Origin of the sequence: Jannaschia sp. 2305UL9-9 (genome assembly GCF_041403465.1) — a bacterium.
In the GTDB taxonomy this organism is placed as follows: domain Bacteria; phylum Pseudomonadota; class Alphaproteobacteria; order Rhodobacterales; family Rhodobacteraceae; genus Jannaschia.
Map to the genome: position 1 here is coordinate 737,610 of NZ_JBGEHM010000002.1, position 18,049 is coordinate 755,658.

At 67.5% G+C, this 18,049-nt stretch carries 14 protein-coding genes; 7 read left to right on the forward strand and 7 right to left on the reverse strand.

Annotation, left to right across the window (positions count from 1 at the left end; translation table 11 throughout):
• Window positions 1–145: 145 nt before the first annotated feature.
• Window positions 146–2,677, reverse strand: a complete 2,532-nt coding sequence (locus V6N07_RS11560; RefSeq protein WP_371156456.1) for an adenosylcobalamin-dependent ribonucleoside-diphosphate reductase — start codon at window positions 2,675–2,677, stop codon at window positions 146–148.
• A gap of 88 nt (window positions 2,678–2,765) precedes the next feature.
• On the opposite strand from V6N07_RS11560, the gene V6N07_RS11565 reads away from it, so the two are divergent.
• From V6N07_RS11565 to V6N07_RS11575, 3 genes are all read left to right on the forward strand, one after another.
• A complete protein-coding gene (locus tag V6N07_RS11565) occupies window positions 2,766–3,188 on the forward strand; it encodes a DUF1489 family protein (protein ID WP_371156457.1) in 423 nt (140 codons plus the stop codon).
• 217 nt (window positions 3,189–3,405) lie between these two features.
• Window positions 3,406–5,904 carry an FAD-dependent oxidoreductase gene (locus tag V6N07_RS11570; RefSeq protein WP_371156458.1) on the forward strand — a complete coding sequence of 833 codons (2,499 nt, stop codon included), beginning with the start codon at window positions 3,406–3,408 and terminating at the stop codon, window positions 5,902–5,904.
• Window positions 5,897–6,379 (forward strand): hypothetical protein, encoded by a 483-nt coding sequence (locus V6N07_RS11575; protein ID WP_371156459.1) that lies wholly within the window; start codon window positions 5,897–5,899, stop codon window positions 6,377–6,379. The genes V6N07_RS11570 and V6N07_RS11575 overlap by 8 nt, the downstream gene beginning before the upstream one ends.
• Here the strand turns inward: V6N07_RS11575 and V6N07_RS11580 are convergent.
• On the reverse strand, window positions 6,367–7,329 hold the full coding sequence (locus tag V6N07_RS11580; protein ID WP_371156460.1) for a DUF2125 domain-containing protein: 963 nt from the start codon (window positions 7,327–7,329) through the stop codon (window positions 6,367–6,369). The genes V6N07_RS11575 and V6N07_RS11580 overlap by 13 nt on opposite strands.
• Window positions 7,330–7,411: 82 nt before the next feature.
• Between V6N07_RS11580 and V6N07_RS11585 the strand changes: the two genes are divergently transcribed.
• From V6N07_RS11585 to V6N07_RS11595, 3 genes are all read left to right on the forward strand, one after another.
• Window positions 7,412–7,954: a gamma-glutamylcyclotransferase gene (locus V6N07_RS11585; RefSeq protein ID WP_371156461.1), complete on the forward strand. Its 543-nt coding sequence runs from the start codon at window positions 7,412–7,414 to the stop codon at window positions 7,952–7,954.
• A gap of 76 nt (window positions 7,955–8,030) precedes the next feature.
• Window positions 8,031–9,227 (forward strand): biopolymer transporter ExbB, encoded by a 1,197-nt coding sequence (locus V6N07_RS11590; RefSeq protein WP_371156462.1) that lies wholly within the window; start codon window positions 8,031–8,033, stop codon window positions 9,225–9,227.
• Window positions 9,228–11,768 (forward strand): peptidoglycan -binding protein, encoded by a 2,541-nt coding sequence (locus V6N07_RS11595; RefSeq protein WP_371156463.1) that lies wholly within the window; start codon window positions 9,228–9,230, stop codon window positions 11,766–11,768.
• Here V6N07_RS11595 and V6N07_RS11600 read toward each other — a convergent pair.
• From V6N07_RS11600 to V6N07_RS11615, 4 genes are all read right to left on the reverse strand, one after another.
• Window positions 11,765–12,628 carry an extensin family protein gene (locus tag V6N07_RS11600; protein ID WP_371156464.1) on the reverse strand — a complete coding sequence of 288 codons (864 nt, stop codon included), beginning with the start codon at window positions 12,626–12,628 and terminating at the stop codon, window positions 11,765–11,767. The two genes, V6N07_RS11595 and V6N07_RS11600, sit on opposite strands and share 4 nt — an antisense overlap.
• The gene (locus tag V6N07_RS11605; protein WP_371156465.1) at window positions 12,625–13,533 is read right to left on the reverse strand and encodes a prephenate/arogenate dehydrogenase family protein; all 909 of its coding nucleotides are present in this window, start codon (window positions 13,531–13,533) and stop codon (window positions 12,625–12,627) included. Before V6N07_RS11605 ends, V6N07_RS11600 begins: the two co-directional genes overlap by 4 nt.
• Window positions 13,530–14,612: a histidinol-phosphate transaminase gene (gene hisC / locus V6N07_RS11610; RefSeq protein WP_371156466.1), complete on the reverse strand. Its 1,083-nt coding sequence runs from the start codon at window positions 14,610–14,612 to the stop codon at window positions 13,530–13,532. Before hisC ends, V6N07_RS11605 begins: the two co-directional genes overlap by 4 nt.
• A gap of 126 nt (window positions 14,613–14,738) precedes the next feature.
• Entirely contained in the window at window positions 14,739–16,928 is a 2,190-nt protein-coding gene (locus V6N07_RS11615; RefSeq protein ID WP_371156467.1) for a primosomal protein N', read from the reverse strand.
• A 113-nt stretch (window positions 16,929–17,041) separates the two neighbouring features.
• On the opposite strand from V6N07_RS11615, the gene V6N07_RS11620 reads away from it, so the two are divergent.
• Window positions 17,042–17,386, forward strand: coding sequence for a hypothetical protein (locus V6N07_RS11620; RefSeq protein WP_371156468.1), 345 nt, complete (start codon window positions 17,042–17,044; stop codon window positions 17,384–17,386).
• Window positions 17,387–17,390: 4 nt separating this feature from the next.
• Here V6N07_RS11620 and V6N07_RS11625 read toward each other — a convergent pair whose 3' ends face one another.
• Complete coding sequence (locus V6N07_RS11625; protein WP_371156469.1) at window positions 17,391–18,020, reverse strand: LysE family translocator; 630 nt, start codon at window positions 18,018–18,020, stop codon at window positions 17,391–17,393.
• Window positions 18,021–18,049: the final 29 nt, after the last annotated feature.

Sequence of the window (18,049 nt, forward strand, 5' to 3'; positions counted from 1 at the left end):
AGGCTTGGATACGCGTTCTCAAGAAACCCAGTGATTTCAATCCTTAGCGGACTCTTAGAAAAACAAGTCCCGCCCCTTGGCAGGCGAATTCACGGGTTTTGGCATAACTACGCCCGTAAAAACATTCAGCGGGGCCATGTTCCGGTTACTGACACTTCGAAAAGCCGCAGGACGCGCAGGTGGCGCAGCCTTCGGCCATGTGAACCTCGAACGAGCCGCAGTTGGGGCAGGTCGGGCCGGGGGGGCTGACCTTCGCGATTACGGCCGGGGCTTCCGGTGCTTTCGTCGGGTCCACCGGGTCGACCTTCAGGCCGAGGCCTTCGCCAGACAGAAATTCCGTCGCGACCATGTGCCGTTCGATCACGCCCCCGATCGCGGCGAGGATCGAGGGCACGTATTTGCCCTGCACCCAAGCACCCCCGCGCGGGTCGAAGACGGCCTTCAATTCCTCCACCACGAAGGACACGTCGCCGCCGCGCCGGAACACCGCGCTGATCATGCGGGTCAGGGCAACGGTCCAGGCGAAATGCTCCATGTTCTTGGAGTTCACGAAGATCTCGAAGGGGCGGCGCTGATCGTCGAGCAGGATGTCGTTGATGGTGATGTAGAGCGCATGCTCCGACATGGGCCATTTGATCTTGTAGGTCTCGCCGGTCAGTTGGGCAGGGCGGTCGAGCGGGGTGGAATGGAGGGGGGCAGGCGGCAGGCCCCCCGGGCGGCTTTCGCCCTCATCGCCGAACAGGAGCCATCCGGCCGGAACCCCAAGAACGGACGCGAACGCCGATGCATCTGCTTTCGAAGGGTCTCGGGAACAGGGATCGCCCTCCGCCGTCAGGTAGTTTCCGATGCTCGAAGGATCCACACCGCTCGCATCGGCAAGCTCGGTCTCGTTGCTCCATCCTTTGCGCGCCATTGCCCATTTCAGGCGATCTGCTATCGATGAAAGGGTCGGCAATGCGTCCGAAGCAAGGGGCTTTGCGGTATCCGCGGCACTCAACACGCTTCCGGTGATCGCGTTCGGCCGATAGGTCGTGCAGCCTTTGCACCCCGTCTTCCACGCCCGCATGTAGACGTCCTTGAAGGCGTCGAAGCCGATATTCTCGGGGACGTTGATCGTCTTTGAGATCGAGGAATCCACCCATTCCTGCGCGGCGGCCTGCATGGCGACATGTTCGGCCGGGGTCAGGTCCGCGACGGAAACGAACGCCTCGGGCAGGGGGGCATCGCCGTTCAGGCGACGCCATTCGGCAACGGCGTAGTCCTGAACCACTTCTTCGGTCCGCGATCCATCGGGCTGCAGGACCTTGCGGGTGTATTCGGGGCTGAAGATCGGTTCGATCCCGCTGCTGACGTTGCCCGCCAGCAGGCTGATGGTGCCGGTGGGCGCGATGGAGGTCAGCAGGGCGTTGCGCAGGCCGGATTCGGCGATGGCGGCCTGAACATCCGGGGCCAACCGCCGCACCATGGGTGCCGCAAGGATCGCGTCGCGGTCATAAAGCGGGAATGGCCCCTTTTCGTCCGCCAGCCGGGCCGAGGTGAAATAGGCCGCGTTGGCAATCACGCTGAGCCACCGCGACGTGGCCGCGACCGCATCCGGGCTGCCATAGCGCAGGCCGCACATGGCCAGCGCATCGGCCAGACCGGTGACACCCAGGCCGATCCGGCGTTTGGCGCGCGCCTCCTCGGCTTGCGCAGGCAGCGGGAAGCGCGAGGCATCGACCACGTTGTCCATCATCCGGATGGCGGTGCCGGTGATCTCCTCCAGCGCCTCCTCGTCGATATCGGCCCCGGTGCCGAAGGGATCGACGACCAGCCGCGCAAGGTTCACGGACCCCAGAAGGCAGGCGCCATAGGGGGGCAGCGGCTGTTCGCCGCAAGGGTTCGTCGCGGCGATCGTTTCGGCATAGGACAGGTTGTTGGCGGCGTTGATCCGGTCGATGAAGATGACGCCCGGTTCGGCATAATCGTAGGTCGCCTGCATGATCGCGTCCCACAGTTCGCGGGCATTGACCGTGCGGTAGATCGTGCCGTCGAACATCAGGTCCCAGTCGGCATCGGCGGCCACCGCTTCCATGAAGGGGTCGGTGATCAGGACGGACAGGTTGAACATCCGCAAGCGGGCCGGATCACGCTTGGCGGCGATGAAATCCTCCACGTCGGGGTGGTCGCAGCGCAGGGTCGCCATCATCGCGCCGCGCCGCGACCCGGCCGACATGATGGTGCGGCACATCGCGTCCCAGACATCCATGAACGACAAGGGGCCCGAGGCATCGGCCTGCACGCCCCGAACGCTGGCCCCCTGGGGGCGGATGGTCGAAAAGTCGTATCCGATGCCGCCCCCCTGTTGCAGGGTCAGGGCCGCTTCGCGCAGGGCGGTGAAGATCCCGCCCATGTTGTCCTCGACCGTGCCCATCACGAAGCAGTTGAACAGGGTCACGGCCCGCCCGGTGCCGGCCCCGGCGATGATGCGACCGGCGGGCAGGAAGCGGAAATCCTGCAAGGCCTCGCGAAACCGCGGGGCCCAGATGTCGGGATCCTCCTCCGGCGCGGCAAGGGCGGTGGCGATCCGGTCCCACGTCGCATTCATGTCCGTGTCCATGGCCGTGCCGTCCGCCTCCTTGAGGCGATACTTCATGTCCCAGATCTGTTCTGCGATGGGGGCGGAGAAAGCGGACATTTGGTCTCGATCCTTTCGAGATGGCCCAAGGGCTGGTTGCACCGCTGGCGCGGACCTCTAGATATATCGCAGCTTCCGGGGGAGTCACATGATCAATCTCATCAAGTTGAGCGTCGGGTCCGAGACGATCGAATCCATGGCCGCATGGCAGGCGAGCCCGCGCGCCAAGGGGCCGGACGGCCTGCCCCGGCATGTCACCCGGATGTGGCCCAAGCGCGAGGCCGAGGTTCTGGCCGGCGGTTCGATCTATTGGGTCATCAAGGGAGCGATACAGGCGCGGCAACCCATTCTGCGTCTGGATGAAGTCGAATTCGACGACGGCATCCGCCGCTGCGCCATCGTCCTCAAGCCCGGTCCCATTCCTGTCGTGCCGACGCTCCGGCGCCCGTTCCAGGGCTGGCGCTATCTTCTGCCCGAGGATGCGCCGCGCGACATGGACCCGCGCGCCGCGTCCGAGGCGCCGTTGCCCGCGGAATTGTCGGTGGCGTTGGCGGAGATCGGGGTGCTGTGACCCGTTGGTCCATCGGCTGCGGCGGGCCGGGTCATGGATATTTTCGGGAACAAAGAAGGGGCGGGTTAACCTTGATGCCCAGTTAACCTTGATGCCTGATTAACCATGATCAGGCCGGGGGGCTTGTCGCAAAATGCCTCCGTCCGGTCGGCGGGGATGGACCGCCGCGGGCCGTTTGCGTCAGATTGGCCGCGATACCTTGCGGCGGAGCGTCCCCATGAAGACCCATGTCAAAGCCCTCGTGGTTGGCGGTGGCGCCGTCGGAACCGGCATCGCCTATCATCTGGCAAAAGCCGGGTGGTCGGATGTGGTGTTGCTGGAGCGTGACGAGCTGACGTCCGGATCGACGTGGCATGCGGCAGGTCTGCTGCCTCTGTTCAACATGGGGTACGCGACCAGCCACATCCACGACTACTCGGTCAAGTTCTACAAGGGGCTGGAGGAGGAGACCGGCCTGAACCCCGGTTTCAGCGTGGTGGGCAACCTGCGCATGGCGCAGAGCCGCGCGCGGATGGACGAATACGAACTCTACGCCTCGACCGCCGAAACGGTGGGCATCCCCTATGAATGGATGACCCCGGCCCAGATCGCGGAGCGGTGGCCATTGGTGCGGACCGATGACCTCGAGGGGGCGATCTTTCATCCCACCGACGGGTACATCAACCCGGCGGATGTCACGATGGCCATGGCCAAGGGCGCGCGGCAGCGGGGTGTCGTGATCGAGCGGCGCTGGCAGGTCGACGGGTTCCACTGGACCGGCGATCATTGGGACGTGACCTGCACCAAGATGGTCGAGACGGGCGGCAACCTGGTGCCGTCGGACGAGCGGGTCGTGGTCCATGCCGAACACGTCGTGACGGCCACCGGCAACCACGCCCCGCGCACCGCGCGCCTGCTGGGCATCAAGACCCCCGCCGTGGTGGTCGAACATCAGTACATCGTGACCGAACCGGATCCCGCACTGGTCGCATACCGCAAGGACAACCCCCAGCATCCCGTGCTGCGCGACGCCGACGCCAAGTGGTACGTGCGCGAGGAGCGCGGCGGCTGGATCCTGGGCCCCTACGAGAGGGGGGCGCCCGCGCGCTTCCCCTACGGGGTGCCCGACAGTTTCCGCGCCGACCTCTTCCCCCTCGATCTCGACCGGATCGAGGAGGAGTACATGTCGATGATCCATCGCATCCCCACCTCCGAGACGGCGGGGCTGAAGGACGACTACAACGGGCCGATCTGCTACACGCCCGACGGCAACCCCCTGGTCGGCCCCGCGCCGGGCCTGCGCAACATGTGGCTGGCCGAGGGGTTCAGCTTCGGCATCACAGCCGCTGGCGGCACGGGCCACTACCTGGCGCAGATGATGGTCGAGGGCGAGGCCGAGATCGACATGGCGTCCCTGGACCCGCGCCGCTTCGGGCAATGGGTGACGACCGAATATGCCTGCCGCAAGAACGAGGAGGCATACGACCACGTCTACGTCCTGCACCACCCGGATGAGGAACGGCCCGCCGGGCGGCCCCTGAAGACCGCGCCCGCCTATGACCGTCAAAAGGCGCGGGGCGCGCAGTTCGGCTGCGTGAACGGGTGGGAGCGGCCAAATTACTACGGCCCCGTCGATGCGCCCGACAGTTTTGACCACGACAGCCGGTCGTTCCGGCGGGGCGCGTGGTGGCAGCATGCCGTCGACGAGGCCCGCGCCATCCGCGAGACGGCGGGCCTGATCGACGCGACCGCCTTTGCCAAGCACCGCATTTCGGGCCCCGGCGCGGCGGCGTTTCTGGATTGGTTCACGACCAACAGGCTGCCGAAGGTGGGGCGTATCAACCTGACCTATGCCTTGACCGAGGCGGGGACGACGCGAACGGAATACACCATCGTGCGCCTGGCCGAAGACGATTTCTACCTCGTCTCCGCAGGCGGATGGGAGGCTTACGACGAGGATTACCTCTACAAGGCCATCGCGGCGCAGGAAGGCCGCTTCGGTCGTATCGACAGGCAGAACGTGACCGCACGGCACGGCGTCTTTGCCCTCGCCGGACCGAACGCCCGCGCCATCCTGCAACATTTGGTGCGCGACGCCGACCCGGATACCGTGCTGTCGAACAAGCGATTTCCCTGGCTCAGCCAGCGGGACATCGAACTGCTGATGTGTCCGACGAATGCCATCCGCGTCGCCTATACGGGAGAGCTGGGCTGGGAATTGCACCACCCGATGGAGATGCAGACCTACCTGTTCGACCGACTGATGGAAGCAGGCGAGGCGCATGGTCTGAAACTGGTCGGTGCGCGGGCGCAGAACTGGCTGCGGCAGGAGAAATCCTATCGCGCCTTCGGAACCGAACTGGGCCGTGACGCGACCCCGCTGGAGGCCGGGCTGGACCGCTTCGTGGACCTGTCGAAGGAGTTCTGCGGCAAGGCCGCGATGCAGGCGCTGGGCATCCGGTCGAAATGCGTGACGCTGTTGATCGACGGGCCGCAGGATGCCGACCCCTGGGGGCGCGAGGCGCTGTATGATGGCGATGCCCGGATCGGTCGCCTGACATCGGGCGGGTATTCGGTCGCCTTCGGCCAGAGTATCGGCATGGGATACGTGCGGCCCGACCTGTCTGCTCCGGGCACGAAGCTGAAGGTGCGGATGCAGCGCGGGTTGTGGGACGCCGTGATCACCGAAGACAGCCCCTACGACCCGACGAACGCCCGCATTCGCGTGGATGGCTAGGGCCTTTCGCCGCGCGATCTGGGCACTTCCGTTGGTCGTGCCCGTCTGGCTGTTCCTCGTGCCGTCGGGCGGGGGCGACCTGCGTGTTCTGGGCGACGGTGCGCCGGATGTGCGGGCCGCCCTGCAGGTCCATGGGCCGATGGAACGCGCACGGGACATCGATGTCGTCCTGTTGCGCCGGCGGGAAAACCTGCGCCATGTGCCGGAGGTGGGGCGGCTGTGTCGCGGGCGTTGCACGGCGGCGCTGACGTCCCTCTACGAGGTCGGACTGGGCGGCGGGCGCAAGATTCTGGTCGTGGACCTGTCGGCATGGGACGGGATCGACGCATTGGACCGGGGCGACGGCCTGCCCGACGACATTGCGATCTGCGTTGCCGAGGCTGTCCGGCGCGAGGCGGGTCGCCTGTTTCCGCCCGATCCGCCCGCCTGCCTGCCATCGCACCGCTGGCGCGTGACGCTGCCCTACGGGCTGTAGGGCGCGGGCAGGCGGGGAAGCGGGGCCAGCGGGATCGATCCGAACATCAGCTGCCCCCCGGCCAGTGTCAGCGGCAGGACCGCCGTTCCGTCCGTGTCCTCCATCCCCGACAGCCCGCCTGCCAGCAACGCGACCTGACCGGGGGGAATGTCGAACGCCGGGGCCAGGGTTAGCAGATCGCGCCATTCGGTCAGGCCAAGCGTCAGGGCCCCGCGCGGCAGGCCGTCGGCGCCTATGGTGATGTCGCCCGACAGGTCGAGCGTGCCCCCGCCCAGATCGACATGCAGGTCGCGCAGGGCAATCGCCTGCAACTGCCCCCCCTGCTGCAATGGCCGATCGAGCGTCAGGGTCATGTCGGCGCGGACTTGGGTCACCTGATCCGGCAGCCGCGGGTCCGTCATCAGCCCCGCCATGTTCAGACCGTCAAGCGACAGGGCCATATCATGGGTCAGCGGGCCGCCAACCTCGCGCGTGGCGATCTGGCCCGCGGCAAGGGTCACGGTCCAGGTGCCCGCCTCGATCGACAGGTCCTGTCCCGCGACGGTCGCCGATGCCAGCCCCCCACCGTCCGCCAAACGCACCACGCCGGAGGCGCGCAGATCCCCGGCCGTCACGTCGACGGGACCGGCAGGCGTCGTGATCACGGCCTCGGGGGCGGGCACGATGATCAGGCGATCGGGGCGATAGCTGAGGGCGAAGGACTCCACCCTCTCGATCGTCAGTCCCCAGAGGCCTTCGGGCGAGGCAATGTCGACCCCTGTTGCCCGCGTGTCGAAGCGGTTGGGGAACCCGCTGACGGCCAGGTCGTCGATATCCACGATCCAGTCGCCGCCGCGGGCGGTCGAAATCGCATCTGTCATGGCCGTGCGCAACAGGCGCGACCCGACGACCCACCAGCCGCCCCAGGCCACCGCCGCCAAAATGACCAGCACCGTCAGGTTGCGCATCATGTTTCGGACCCTTTCACGCATGGTCTTTCGGATATCGTTCCGCCCGTCTAACTGCGCGGGGCTGATTGCGAAAGGAACGGCGATGACACAGGACGGTGATCTTTGGGTGTTCGGCTATGGCTCTCTGGTGTGGAATCCGGGGATCGAGGTTGCCGAGATGCGCCTCGCCAGCCTGTCCGGCTTTCGGCGCCGGTTCTGCATGTTGTCGATCCACCATCGCGGCTCCGAGGAGGATCCGGGCCTCGTGCTGGCGCTCGAACCCTTCCCCGCAGGCAGTTGCACCGGGCTTGCCATCCGCGCCGCCGATCCCGAAGCCGCGCTGGAGGAGTTGCGCGCGCGGGAACTGATATCCTCCGCCTATGTGGAGGAGCAGGTGACGTTGACCGCGGATGACGGCGCCGAGATCCCGGCGCTGGCCTATGTCATCGACACGGGCCACGTGCAGTATGTCCCGGACATGAGCCTCGAGGCGCAGGCGCGCATCATTGCCGCCGCGATTGGCGGGCGCGGGCCGAACCACGAATACCTGACACGAACGGCTGCGAAATTGACCGAACTGAACATCGCGGATGCAGACATGGACTGGTTGGTCGCGCGGGTGCAACAGATCAGGGCCGAAGCCTGAGGCGTGCTTGTGGGACGAAGGGGCGCAAGCTAGGGTTTCGTAACACATGATGGCCCCGCCCGAGGGCCGGGGGCCCATGGCACGCGAACCTCTTGAACACGGCACGCATTTTTCGCAGCCGATCCGTCAGATCGTCCAGATGTTGCTGGTCCTTGTCGCCGTCGGGGCAGGGGTCTGGGTGGCCTATCCCAGCGTCGCGCCGATCTTCGCGGCGAACCCTTGGTTGAACGGCACGATCATCGGGTTCTTCTTTCTTGGTGTCCTCGCCTGTTTCGCGCAGGTGTTTCAGCTCTTCTCGTCGGTCAGCTGGATCGAGGGCTTCGCCGAACAGCGGTCGGGCCATGACATCGCTCGCGCACCGGGATTGCTGGCACCATTGGCCGCCCTGCTGCGCTCGCGGTCGGCGCGCTCCCAGATCAGCGCCTCGTCCTCCCGCTCCATCCTCGATTCCGTCGGTGCGCGGATGGAGGAAGCCCGCGACATCACGCGCTATATCGTCAACACGCTGATCTTCCTTGGACTGCTCGGCACGTTCTGGGGTCTTGCCACGACGGTTCCGGCGGTCGTCGACACGATCCGCAGCCTGAACCCCGAAAACGGCGAAGGCGGCGTTGCGGTGTTCGGCCGTCTGATCGGCGGGCTCGAAAGCCAGCTTGCGGGCATGGGGACGGCCTTCGCCTCCTCGCTGCTCGGTCTGGCCGGGTCGCTGGTGGTGGGCTTGCTGGAGCTGTTCGCAGGTCACGGCCAGAACCGCTTCTACCGCGAGATGGAGGATTGGCTGTCCTCGATCACCCGTGTCGGCCTTGTGGGGGATTCCGGTGAGGAAACCATCGATCAGTATTCGCTGGCCGCGGTGCTTGATCACATGAACTACCAGATGGAGAGCCTTCAGGACATGTTCCAGAAGGCCGAGGCCGGTCGCCTTGCCGCGGACAGCAAGCTGGCGACCCTGTCCGAGGCCGTGACCGCCATGGCCCACCGGATGGAGGCCGGCGGCGTGAACGAGGCGCTGAACCGCGTGGCCGAGGGACAGGAACACATCGTCGAGGTGCTGCGCGGCTCGAACGGTGGCGGGGGCGGCGACGGCCTGGACGCCGAAAGCCGGATGCGTCTGCGCTCGATCGACGTGCAGCTTCTGAAGGTGTTCGAGGAGATGCAGCAGGGACGACAGGCCGCCGCCGACGATCTTCGCGGCGATCTGGGCGCCCTGACCCGCGCAATCCGACAGCTGAACCGACACGTCGCGGCCAACACCCCCGAAGGGGACGCCTAGATGGCGTTCACCCGCAGGTCGGGACAACGGTTCACGGCGAACGTCTGGCCGGGGTTCGTCGATGCGATGACGGCCCTGCTGCTGGTGCTGATGTTCGTCCTGTCGATCTTCATGATCGTGCAGTTCATCCTGTCCGAACGCATCACGGTTCAGGATGCGGAATTGAACGATCTTGGGCTGCAACTCGACGATCTGGCCCGTGTTCTGGGGCTGGAGCGGCAGCGCGCCGCCGATCTGGAGGAAGACGTCGCCTCCCTCGGGGCCGAACGCGACAGGCAGACCGCGCTGATCGCCACCCTGACCTCGCAGCGGGCGGACCTGTCCCAGCGGGTCGCCAGCTTCGAGGAACAGGTTGCCAGCCTGATCGCGGATCGCGACCGTCTTGCCGGATCGCTGGAGGAAACGGAGGGCGCGCGGTCCGCCCTTGCCGCACGGCTGGAGACGACCGAGGGCGAGCTGACCCGCATCATCGACGAGCGAGAGGCATTGCAACTGGCGCTTGCCAGTGCGCGCAACGAAATCGACGCCACGGCCGAACAGGCCCGGCTGGAGGCCGCGCGTGCAGACGCGGTCGAGGCTTTGGTCGCGGACCTGCGCGCCGAGGCGGCCGAGCAATCGGCAACCCTGGCCAGCACCCTCGCCGCCCTGACCGATCAACAGGACGCGGCCGCCGACCTGTCTGCGCAGGTCACCGACCTTGCCGCTGCGCTGGACGAGGCCGAGGCCGCGCGGCTTGCGGAACTCGCGGCGGCAGAGGCGCTCCGGGAACGGCTGTCCGCGTCGGAAGCGGCACTGACCGAGGAGGAGGCCACGCGCCTTGCCGAGGCGGCTGCCGCCGAAGCATTGCGCGACCGGCTGTCGAACGCCGATGCGGAACTGACCGCCATGACCCTTGCACTGGAAGAACAGCGCCGGGAGGCAGAGGAGACGCTGACCCTTCTGGCGGCCAGTCAGGCGGCGGGCGATGATCTGAACGACCGCCTGACGGCGGCTCTGGCCGATCTCGTCAGCACGCGCGGACAGGCCGATGATCTCGATACGCAATTGTCGCAGACCCTCGCGGCCCTGGCGACCAGCCGGAGCGATGCGGCCGAGGTCGAGGCCGATCTGCGCAACCGCGTGGCCGAGTTGGAGGCCGCGCTTGCCGCGCGCGGTGCGGACATCGCCACGGCCGAGGAGGTGCGCGCCGAACTGCAATCGCGCCTGAACGCGACACTGGCCACCTTGGCCGAAACCGAAGACGAGGTGCGTGATCTCGACGCCGAACTGGCCGCGACGATTGCCGCCCTCGAAGCCGGGCAGGACAGCGCTGACAGCACGCAGTCAGAGTTGCAGGCGCGGATCGTCACCCTTGAGGCCGCGCTGGAGGCACGGGGCAGCGATATCGCAGAGGCAGAGGCCACGCGCAGCCAACTGCAGGCCCGCCTGTCCGCTGCGTTGGCGGATCTGGGCGGCGCCCGTGATCAGGCTGCGGACCTCGACGGTCAATTGGCCGAGACATTGGCCGCACTGGAGGTGCTGCGCGCGGAATCCGCGACGACCGAGGCCGATCTGCGCGCGCGGATCGCCGCGCTGGAGGCAACGGTTGCCGCACGCACCGCGGATGTGGCCGATGCGGATGCCGTCCGCCAGGAGCTTCAGTCGCGTCTGAACGATGTCCTCGCCGCCCGCGCCGAGGAAGCCGGGAGTACCGAAGACCTGCGCGAGACCCTTGCCGCGGCCTTGGCAGGCCGGATTGCGGCCGAGACGGAGGCGGAGGACGCCTTGGACGAAGCGGAGCGTGCGGACCTTCTGTTGCGTCAGGCGCGCGGTGAATTGGCGCAGGTCGAGGAGGCGCGTCTTGCATCGCAACGGCAGGTTGCCCTGCTCAATCAGCAGGTAACGGAGCTGCGGACGCAGTTGGGCAGTCTGCAGGACATTCTGGATGCCTCGGCGGATTCCGACCGGGCGCAGGACGTCCAGATCCAGACCCTGACGTCCGACCTGAATGCCGCGCTGGCGCGCGTCGCCTCGGAGCAGAGGGCGCGTGCGGATCTCGAAGCGGCCGAACGTGCCCGGCTGGAGGAAGAGGCCCAGCAGTTGGAGCGGTTCCGATCGGAGTTCTTCGGCCAGCTGCGCGACGTTCTGGCCGACCGGGAAGGGGTCGAAATCGTGGGCGACCGCTTCGTCTTCTCCTCCGAGGTGCTGTTCGACGTCGGCGATGTCGTCCTGCAGGCCGAGGGACAACAGCAGATCGCACAGGTTGCGGCCGTCATCCTCGACGTGGCCGATCAGATCCCGGCCGGGATCGACTGGATCCTGCGGGTCGACGGGCATACCGACGATGTGCCCCTGTCGGGGTTCGGCAAATACGTCGACAACTGGGAATTGAGCCAGGGTCGTGCCTTGTCGGTCGTGCAATACATGATCGACGAGCTAGGCGTGCCGCCTTCGCGCCTCGCGGCGACGGGGTTCGGACAATATCAGCCCGTGGACCCCGCCGATACGCCTGCCGCGCGACAGCGTAACCGGCGGATCGAGATGAAACTGACGGAACGCTAGCGGCAGTAGCTGCCGCTGCGATAGCTGGCCGTATCGAAGTGGAAATGATCGCGGTGGTGGACGTCGCTTTCGGGGCCAAGCACCGTGCCGAAGGGGCCACAGGCCCTTGCGTGCAGATCGCGCAGGATCCGCCCCTCTGCCCCGCGACCCCAATCGCGCAGGACGGAAATCGTCGTGCCGTTGGCCAGACGAATGCCGCTGATGTCGATGGCCCGGCCCTTGCCATGTTCGCTGACTCGGGCGCCGGGCTGATTGTTGCGTGTGCGGCAGGCATAGCCGGCGGCGACCTGCAGGGCGACGGCCCCGCCGCCCCGACGCCCCACGACGGGCACGACACCGTCCCGCACCCAGGTGTCCAACGCCTGCGCCGTGCCGCAATCCATCCGTGCGGGCCGGGTCAGGGTGACGCCGGAAACGGCGGTGACCCGCACCGCATTCGGAATGCCGCAGGCACCATCGCCGGACACGGGGGCGATGACCTCACCCTTGATGGACCCGCGCCCACAGATTCCGCCGGCGCCCGTATCCTGACGCGGGCGTCGTGCGGCGACGGGGATGGCCTGTCCGTCGCGGATCAGGGGGCGGTCGGACCGGCGCACGAGGCCCTGCGGGTCGATGACCGGGCGCGCGGCCTGCATCGTCGACATCATGGTCAGCAGCGCGCGCCGTTCCTCCGTGATCCGCGCGACCGGTCGGGTGGATGCGGGCACGGCGGTTGCGGTTGCGATCTGCACCGACCCGCCGGGGGCCATGATCTCGGCCTCGGGGGTCGGGCGTTGGGACGGGCGGATCTCTGCCGATGCGGCGCCAAGGCTGGCCGCAGTCAGCGCGAGGGCCGCGACAAGGACGCGCGCGGTCACTTGGGCGCCCCGCGGCCGAAGTCCGCCGCCGCGGTGTCCTGCCCTGCTTCGATGATGCCGCGCCGGATCGCGCGGGTGCGGGTGAAGTATTCGTGCAGCATGTCGCCGTCCCCCGTTCGGATCGCTCGTTGCAGGGCAAACAATTCCTCGGTGAAGCGGCCCAGGATCTCCAACGTAGCATCCTTGTTGTTCAGGAACACGTCCCGCCACATCACCGGGTCGCTGGCGGCGATGCGGGTGAAGTCGCGGAAACCGCCCGCCGAATACTTGATGACCTCGCTGTCGGTCACACGGCGCAAGTCGTCGGCAACGCCGACCATCGTATAGGCGATCAGGTGCGGCGCATGGCTGGTGACGGCCACGACCAGATCATGGTGATCGGCTTCCATCGCGTCGACGTTCGCGCCGAGGGCCTGCCACAGGCGGGTAAGGCGGTCGATGGCGGCGGTGTCCTCGCTTTGCGGGGTCAGCAGGAACCAGCGGTTTTCGAACAGTTCGGGAAAGCCCGCCTCGGGTCCGCTGTGCTCCGTCCCTGCAAGGGGGTGCGCGGGGATGAAGTGGACGTCGTCGCCCAGATGCGGGCCGACCGCGTCGATCACCGCCCGTTTGACGGACCCGACGTCCGTCACCGTCGCGCCGGGTTTCAGATGCGGGCCGATTTCCGCGGCGACGGCGGACATGGCGCCGACCGGCACGCACAGGATCACGAGGTCGGCGTCCTGCACGGCCTCGGCCGCCGTGGCGGTGACACGGTCGCACAAGCCACGGGACAGGGCCGTATCGCGCGTGGCGGCGGATCGGGCCGTGCCCACGACTTCACCGGCAAGGCCATCGGCCCGCACACGCAGCCCGATCGAACCTGCGATCAGGCCAAGGCCGATCAGGGCAATGCGGTCATAGATCATGCCGCCCGCCAAGCCGTCAGAGCCTCGATCAGGCGGGTTGTCCCGGCCTCGTCCCCGACGGTCATGCGCAGACAGTGGGGCAGGCCATAGGCCGCCACGTGCCGGACGATCACGCCCTTCGATTTCAGGAAGGCGTCGCAGGCGCGCGCCTCCTCCTCATCCGTGAACCGCGCGAGGACGAAGTTCGCGTGGGACGGGTCGCTGGCGATCCCCAGATCGGCCAGGGCGGCGCTGAGCCTGCTGCGCTGCGCGGTGTTCAGGGCAAGGCAGTCGGCGGCGAATCCGCGGTCGCGCATCGCGGCCTCGGCCGCCGCGAGGGCGACATTCGACAGGTTGAACGGCCCCCGCAGGCGGTTGAGCACGTCGATCACCGCCTGCGCCCCATAGCCCCAGCCGACGCGCATGCCGCCCAGACCATACATCTTGGAAAAGGTGCGCGTGACGAAGACATTCTCGCGCCCGGCGGCGAGGCCGAGGCCACCGTCGAAATCCTCGACGTATTCGGCATAGGCGCCGTCCAGAACCAGCAGGCAGCCATCGGGCAGACCATCCGCCAGACGCACCACGTCCTGTCCGCGCAGGAAGGTCGCGGTCGGATTGGCCGGATTGGCAAGGAACACGAGGCGCGTCCGCTCCGTCGTGGCGGCCAGCAGGGCATCGACATCCACCGTCCGCTCCCGCTCGGGGACGGCAATGGGGGTGCCGCCGGCGGCGCGGGTGCTGATGGCATACATCAGGAACCCGTATTCCGGATACAGCACCTCGGTTTCCGGGCCGATATAGGCCTGGCACAGCCAGTGGATGATCTCGTCCGAGCCGACGCCGCAGATGATGCGGTCGGGGTCCAGCCCATGCACCTCGGCGATGGCGTCGCGCAGGCCCGCGTGATCGGTGTTGGGATACAGGTGCATCTCCCCCGCCGCATCCCGTGCCGCGTCCTGGGCGGACCGGGGCGCGCCGGTCGGATTCTCGTTCGACGACAGTTTGAGGATATCGGTCTGTCCCGCGACGGTGGATGCACCACCCTGATAGAGCGCGATGTCCAGAATTCCCGGCTGGGGTGTCGGTGCGGCCTGCATGATGTGCGTCCCTTCTCGGTCGCGGCTATCTATCCCCCGTGGGCGACAAGGTGCAATCCCGCCCCATGGGCCGCAGCGTGCCGAACCGCGCATGATGGCTGCGACAGATTGCGACCGGGGTTGGACCTACAGAAAGCTCTGCGGGTCGATATCGATGCTCAGCCGGGTGGATTTCGGGATCTGCACCTGCGCGACCCATCGTGCGAGGGCCGATTGGATCGGGGATTGTCGTGGCGCCTTGACCAACAGGCGCACGCGGTGGCGCCCCCTGATGCGGCTGATCGGTGCGGGGGCGGGGCCATAGACCTCGGCACCCGCATCCTCCATCACGGCCGCCGCGCGGGCCAGGGCATTGCCAAGGTCGAAGGCGACCTGTGCATCGGGGTCGGAGATCACGATACCGGCCATGCGGCCATAGGGGGGCACACCCGCGGCACGGCGTTGCGCAGCCTCCTCGGCCAGAAAACCCTCCTCGTCACCGCTCAGGATGGCCCGGATCACCGGATGCTCCGGCTGGTAGGTCTGCAACAGGGCCACGCCCGGCGCCTCGGCCCGGCCTGCACGGCCTGAAACCTGTCGCATCAGCTGAAAGGTGCGTTCGGCGGCGCGCAGGTCGCTGCCCTGCAGACCGAGGTCCGCGTCGATCACGCCGACAAGGGTCAGCTTGGGGAAGTTGTGCCCTTTGGCCACGAGCTGCGTGCCGACGATGATGTCGGCGCCGCCGGCCGCGATATCCTCGACCTGTGCTTTCAACGCCCGCGCCGATCCGAACAGGTCCGACGACAGGATCGCCATCCGCGCCTCGGGGAAGAGGGCGCTGACCTCCTCGGCCATCCGCTCCACCCCCGGGCCCACGGGGGCCAGCTTGCCTTCCACCCCGCAGGAGGGGCAGGCGGGTGGAATCGGCGTCGTCTCACCGCATTGGTGGCACATCAGGCGCTTCTGGAACCGGTGCTCGACCATGCGCGCATCGCATTGATGACAGGCAACCTGCTGACCGCAGGCGCGGCACAGGGTGACGGGCGCATAGCCCCGGCGGTTCAGAAAGATCAGCGATTGCTCGCCATCGATGATCCGCTGTTCGATCGCGCGCTTCAGGGTCGGCGAAATCCAGCGGCCCGCATCGACCTTTTCCGATCGCATGTCGACGGTCGACAGCTTGGGCATGACGGCGGTGCCGAACCGCGACGTCAGGTCGACGCGCGCGTATTTCCCGGCCTCGGCATTGGCCCACGTCTCCAGCGACGGCGTGGCCGAGGCCAGGACGACCTGCGCGCCTTCGCAGCTGGCCCGCAGCACAGCCATGTCGCGGGCGGAGTAGAGGACGCCGTCCTCCTGCTTGTAGGATGTGTCGTGTTCCTCATCCACGATGATCAGGCCCAGGTCCTGGAACGGCAGGAACAGCGACGACCGCGCGCCCACGATTAGCCGCGCCTGCCCTGCGGCGGTGCGGGCCCATGCGCGCCGCCGCTCGGCCTGGGTCACGCCCGAGTGCCATTCGGCGGGCCGCGCGCCGAACCGCGCCTCTACCCGTGTCAGGAACTCGGAGGTCAGCGCGATCTCCGGCAGCAGGACCAGCGCCTGTCGCCCCCGCGCGAGACATTCGGCGACGGCTTCCAGGTAGACTTCCGTTTTGCCGGAGCCGGTCACCCCTTTCAGCAGCGTCGTGCCGTAGCCGCCGCCCGCGATGGCGGCGCGCAGGGTTGCCGCCGCCTCTGCCTGATCGGGGGCCAGGGGCTTGCCGGGGCGCGCGGGGTCCAGTGGCGGGTAATCCGCGTCGCGTGGCACGTTCTGTTCCAGAACCGCACCGCCCGCGATCAATCCCTTGACCACCCCGGTGGACACGCCCGCGAGGTCCGCCAGTTCCGACAGGGCGAAGACGTCCGTGGGCCGGTCGGCCAGCACGGCCAGAACCTTGTCACGCGCCGCCGTCGCCCGGCCCGGTTGCCCGGTGCCGAGGGCATAGACCTTGCGCTTGCCCGGCGTTTCGCCCAGGCCCGGTGCCCGCATCGCGAGGCGCAGCATCGCCACCATCGGCGTCAGGGTGTAGGCCCCCGCCCGTTCGAGGAAATCGCGCATCGCCTGCGCCATCGGCGGCACGTCGAGCACCCGCGCGATGCCGCGCAATTTCTCGACGGGCCAATCCCCCGCCGCCTGCCCCCAGACCACGCCCAGCACGAGGCGAGGGCCCAGCGGCACCTGCACGAAATCCCCCTCGGTCACGCCGCCTTCGGGCGCGCGATAGTCCAGCGCGCGGTCCAGCGGCTGGGTCGTCAGGACGGCGACCGGGGTGCCATGTGGGAAATGTCGGGCCATGCGCCTCATATCGCGCCTCGGTGCGCGCATTGCCAGAGGCGGAGCGCTGGTTGATGACAGGAACGTCGCCGCCCGCTAGCCTTTCCGGGATTACCCACCCCGGAGGTTTCCACATGTTCAAATTGCTTGCCATCCTCTTGTTCGTTTCGCTCGCCGGGAGTGCATCGGCGCAGGGATGCTCCGAAATCCGGTTCCAGCGCGGGGCCTTCTACGGTGAGGTCTCGGGGCGCGTGGCGCAGCGACAGCCGGTCTGCTTCACCTTCGGGTCGGGCGCGGGACAGCAGGCGCGCGTTCAGCTGTTCGGATCGCGCAATGCCTGCTTCAACGTCCGCGGGGTCGCCGATTGCCGTGACGATTTCACCTTTCGCACACGGCAACAGACCTACGTCATCGACGTCAACCAGCTGTTCGTGGGGCCGGGCTACGAGGATTTCACCCTGCGCCTGACGATCCGGTAACGCATCAGGCCGTGCGCCGGGTCAGGGCCGTGATGACGCCCATCGTCATCAATGCCGCCCCGCCGAGGCGCCCCAGACCGCGCAATACCGCTGGCCGCCGCAACCCGTCGCGCAGCCGCGCGGCCAGCAGGGCGAAGGCCAGCGCGTTCAGCGCCGCCAGCCCCACGAAGGTGGCGATCAGGATGGCGAACTGCGGCGCCAGCGGCGCGCCCGCATCGATGAACTGCGGCACGAAGGCGATGAAGAACACGATGGACTTGGGGTTGAAGGCCGTGACCACGGCGGCGTGGCCGAACACGGCGCGGGGCGAGACCTTCGACTGCGTCGACACCGCGCCCAGCGTCATCGACCCGGCGGACCGCCAGAGCTTGATCCCCATCCACATGAGGTAAGCTGCCCCGATCCACTTTAGCACGGTGAACAGCGTGGCCGAGGCCAGCACCAGCGCGCCCAGACCCGCAAGCGATGCCGTCATCGCGATGGCATCGCCCAAGGCCACGCCACCGGCCGAGGCCACGGCGACACGCCGTCCCTGCGACAGCGCATAGGACATCACCAGCAGGATCGTCGGTCCCGGTATCATCAGAAGGGCAGTCGAAGCGGCGGCGAAAGCCAGCCAGAGCGTGAAATCCATGGATGGTCCTGCGAGGCGGATGGCGGTAG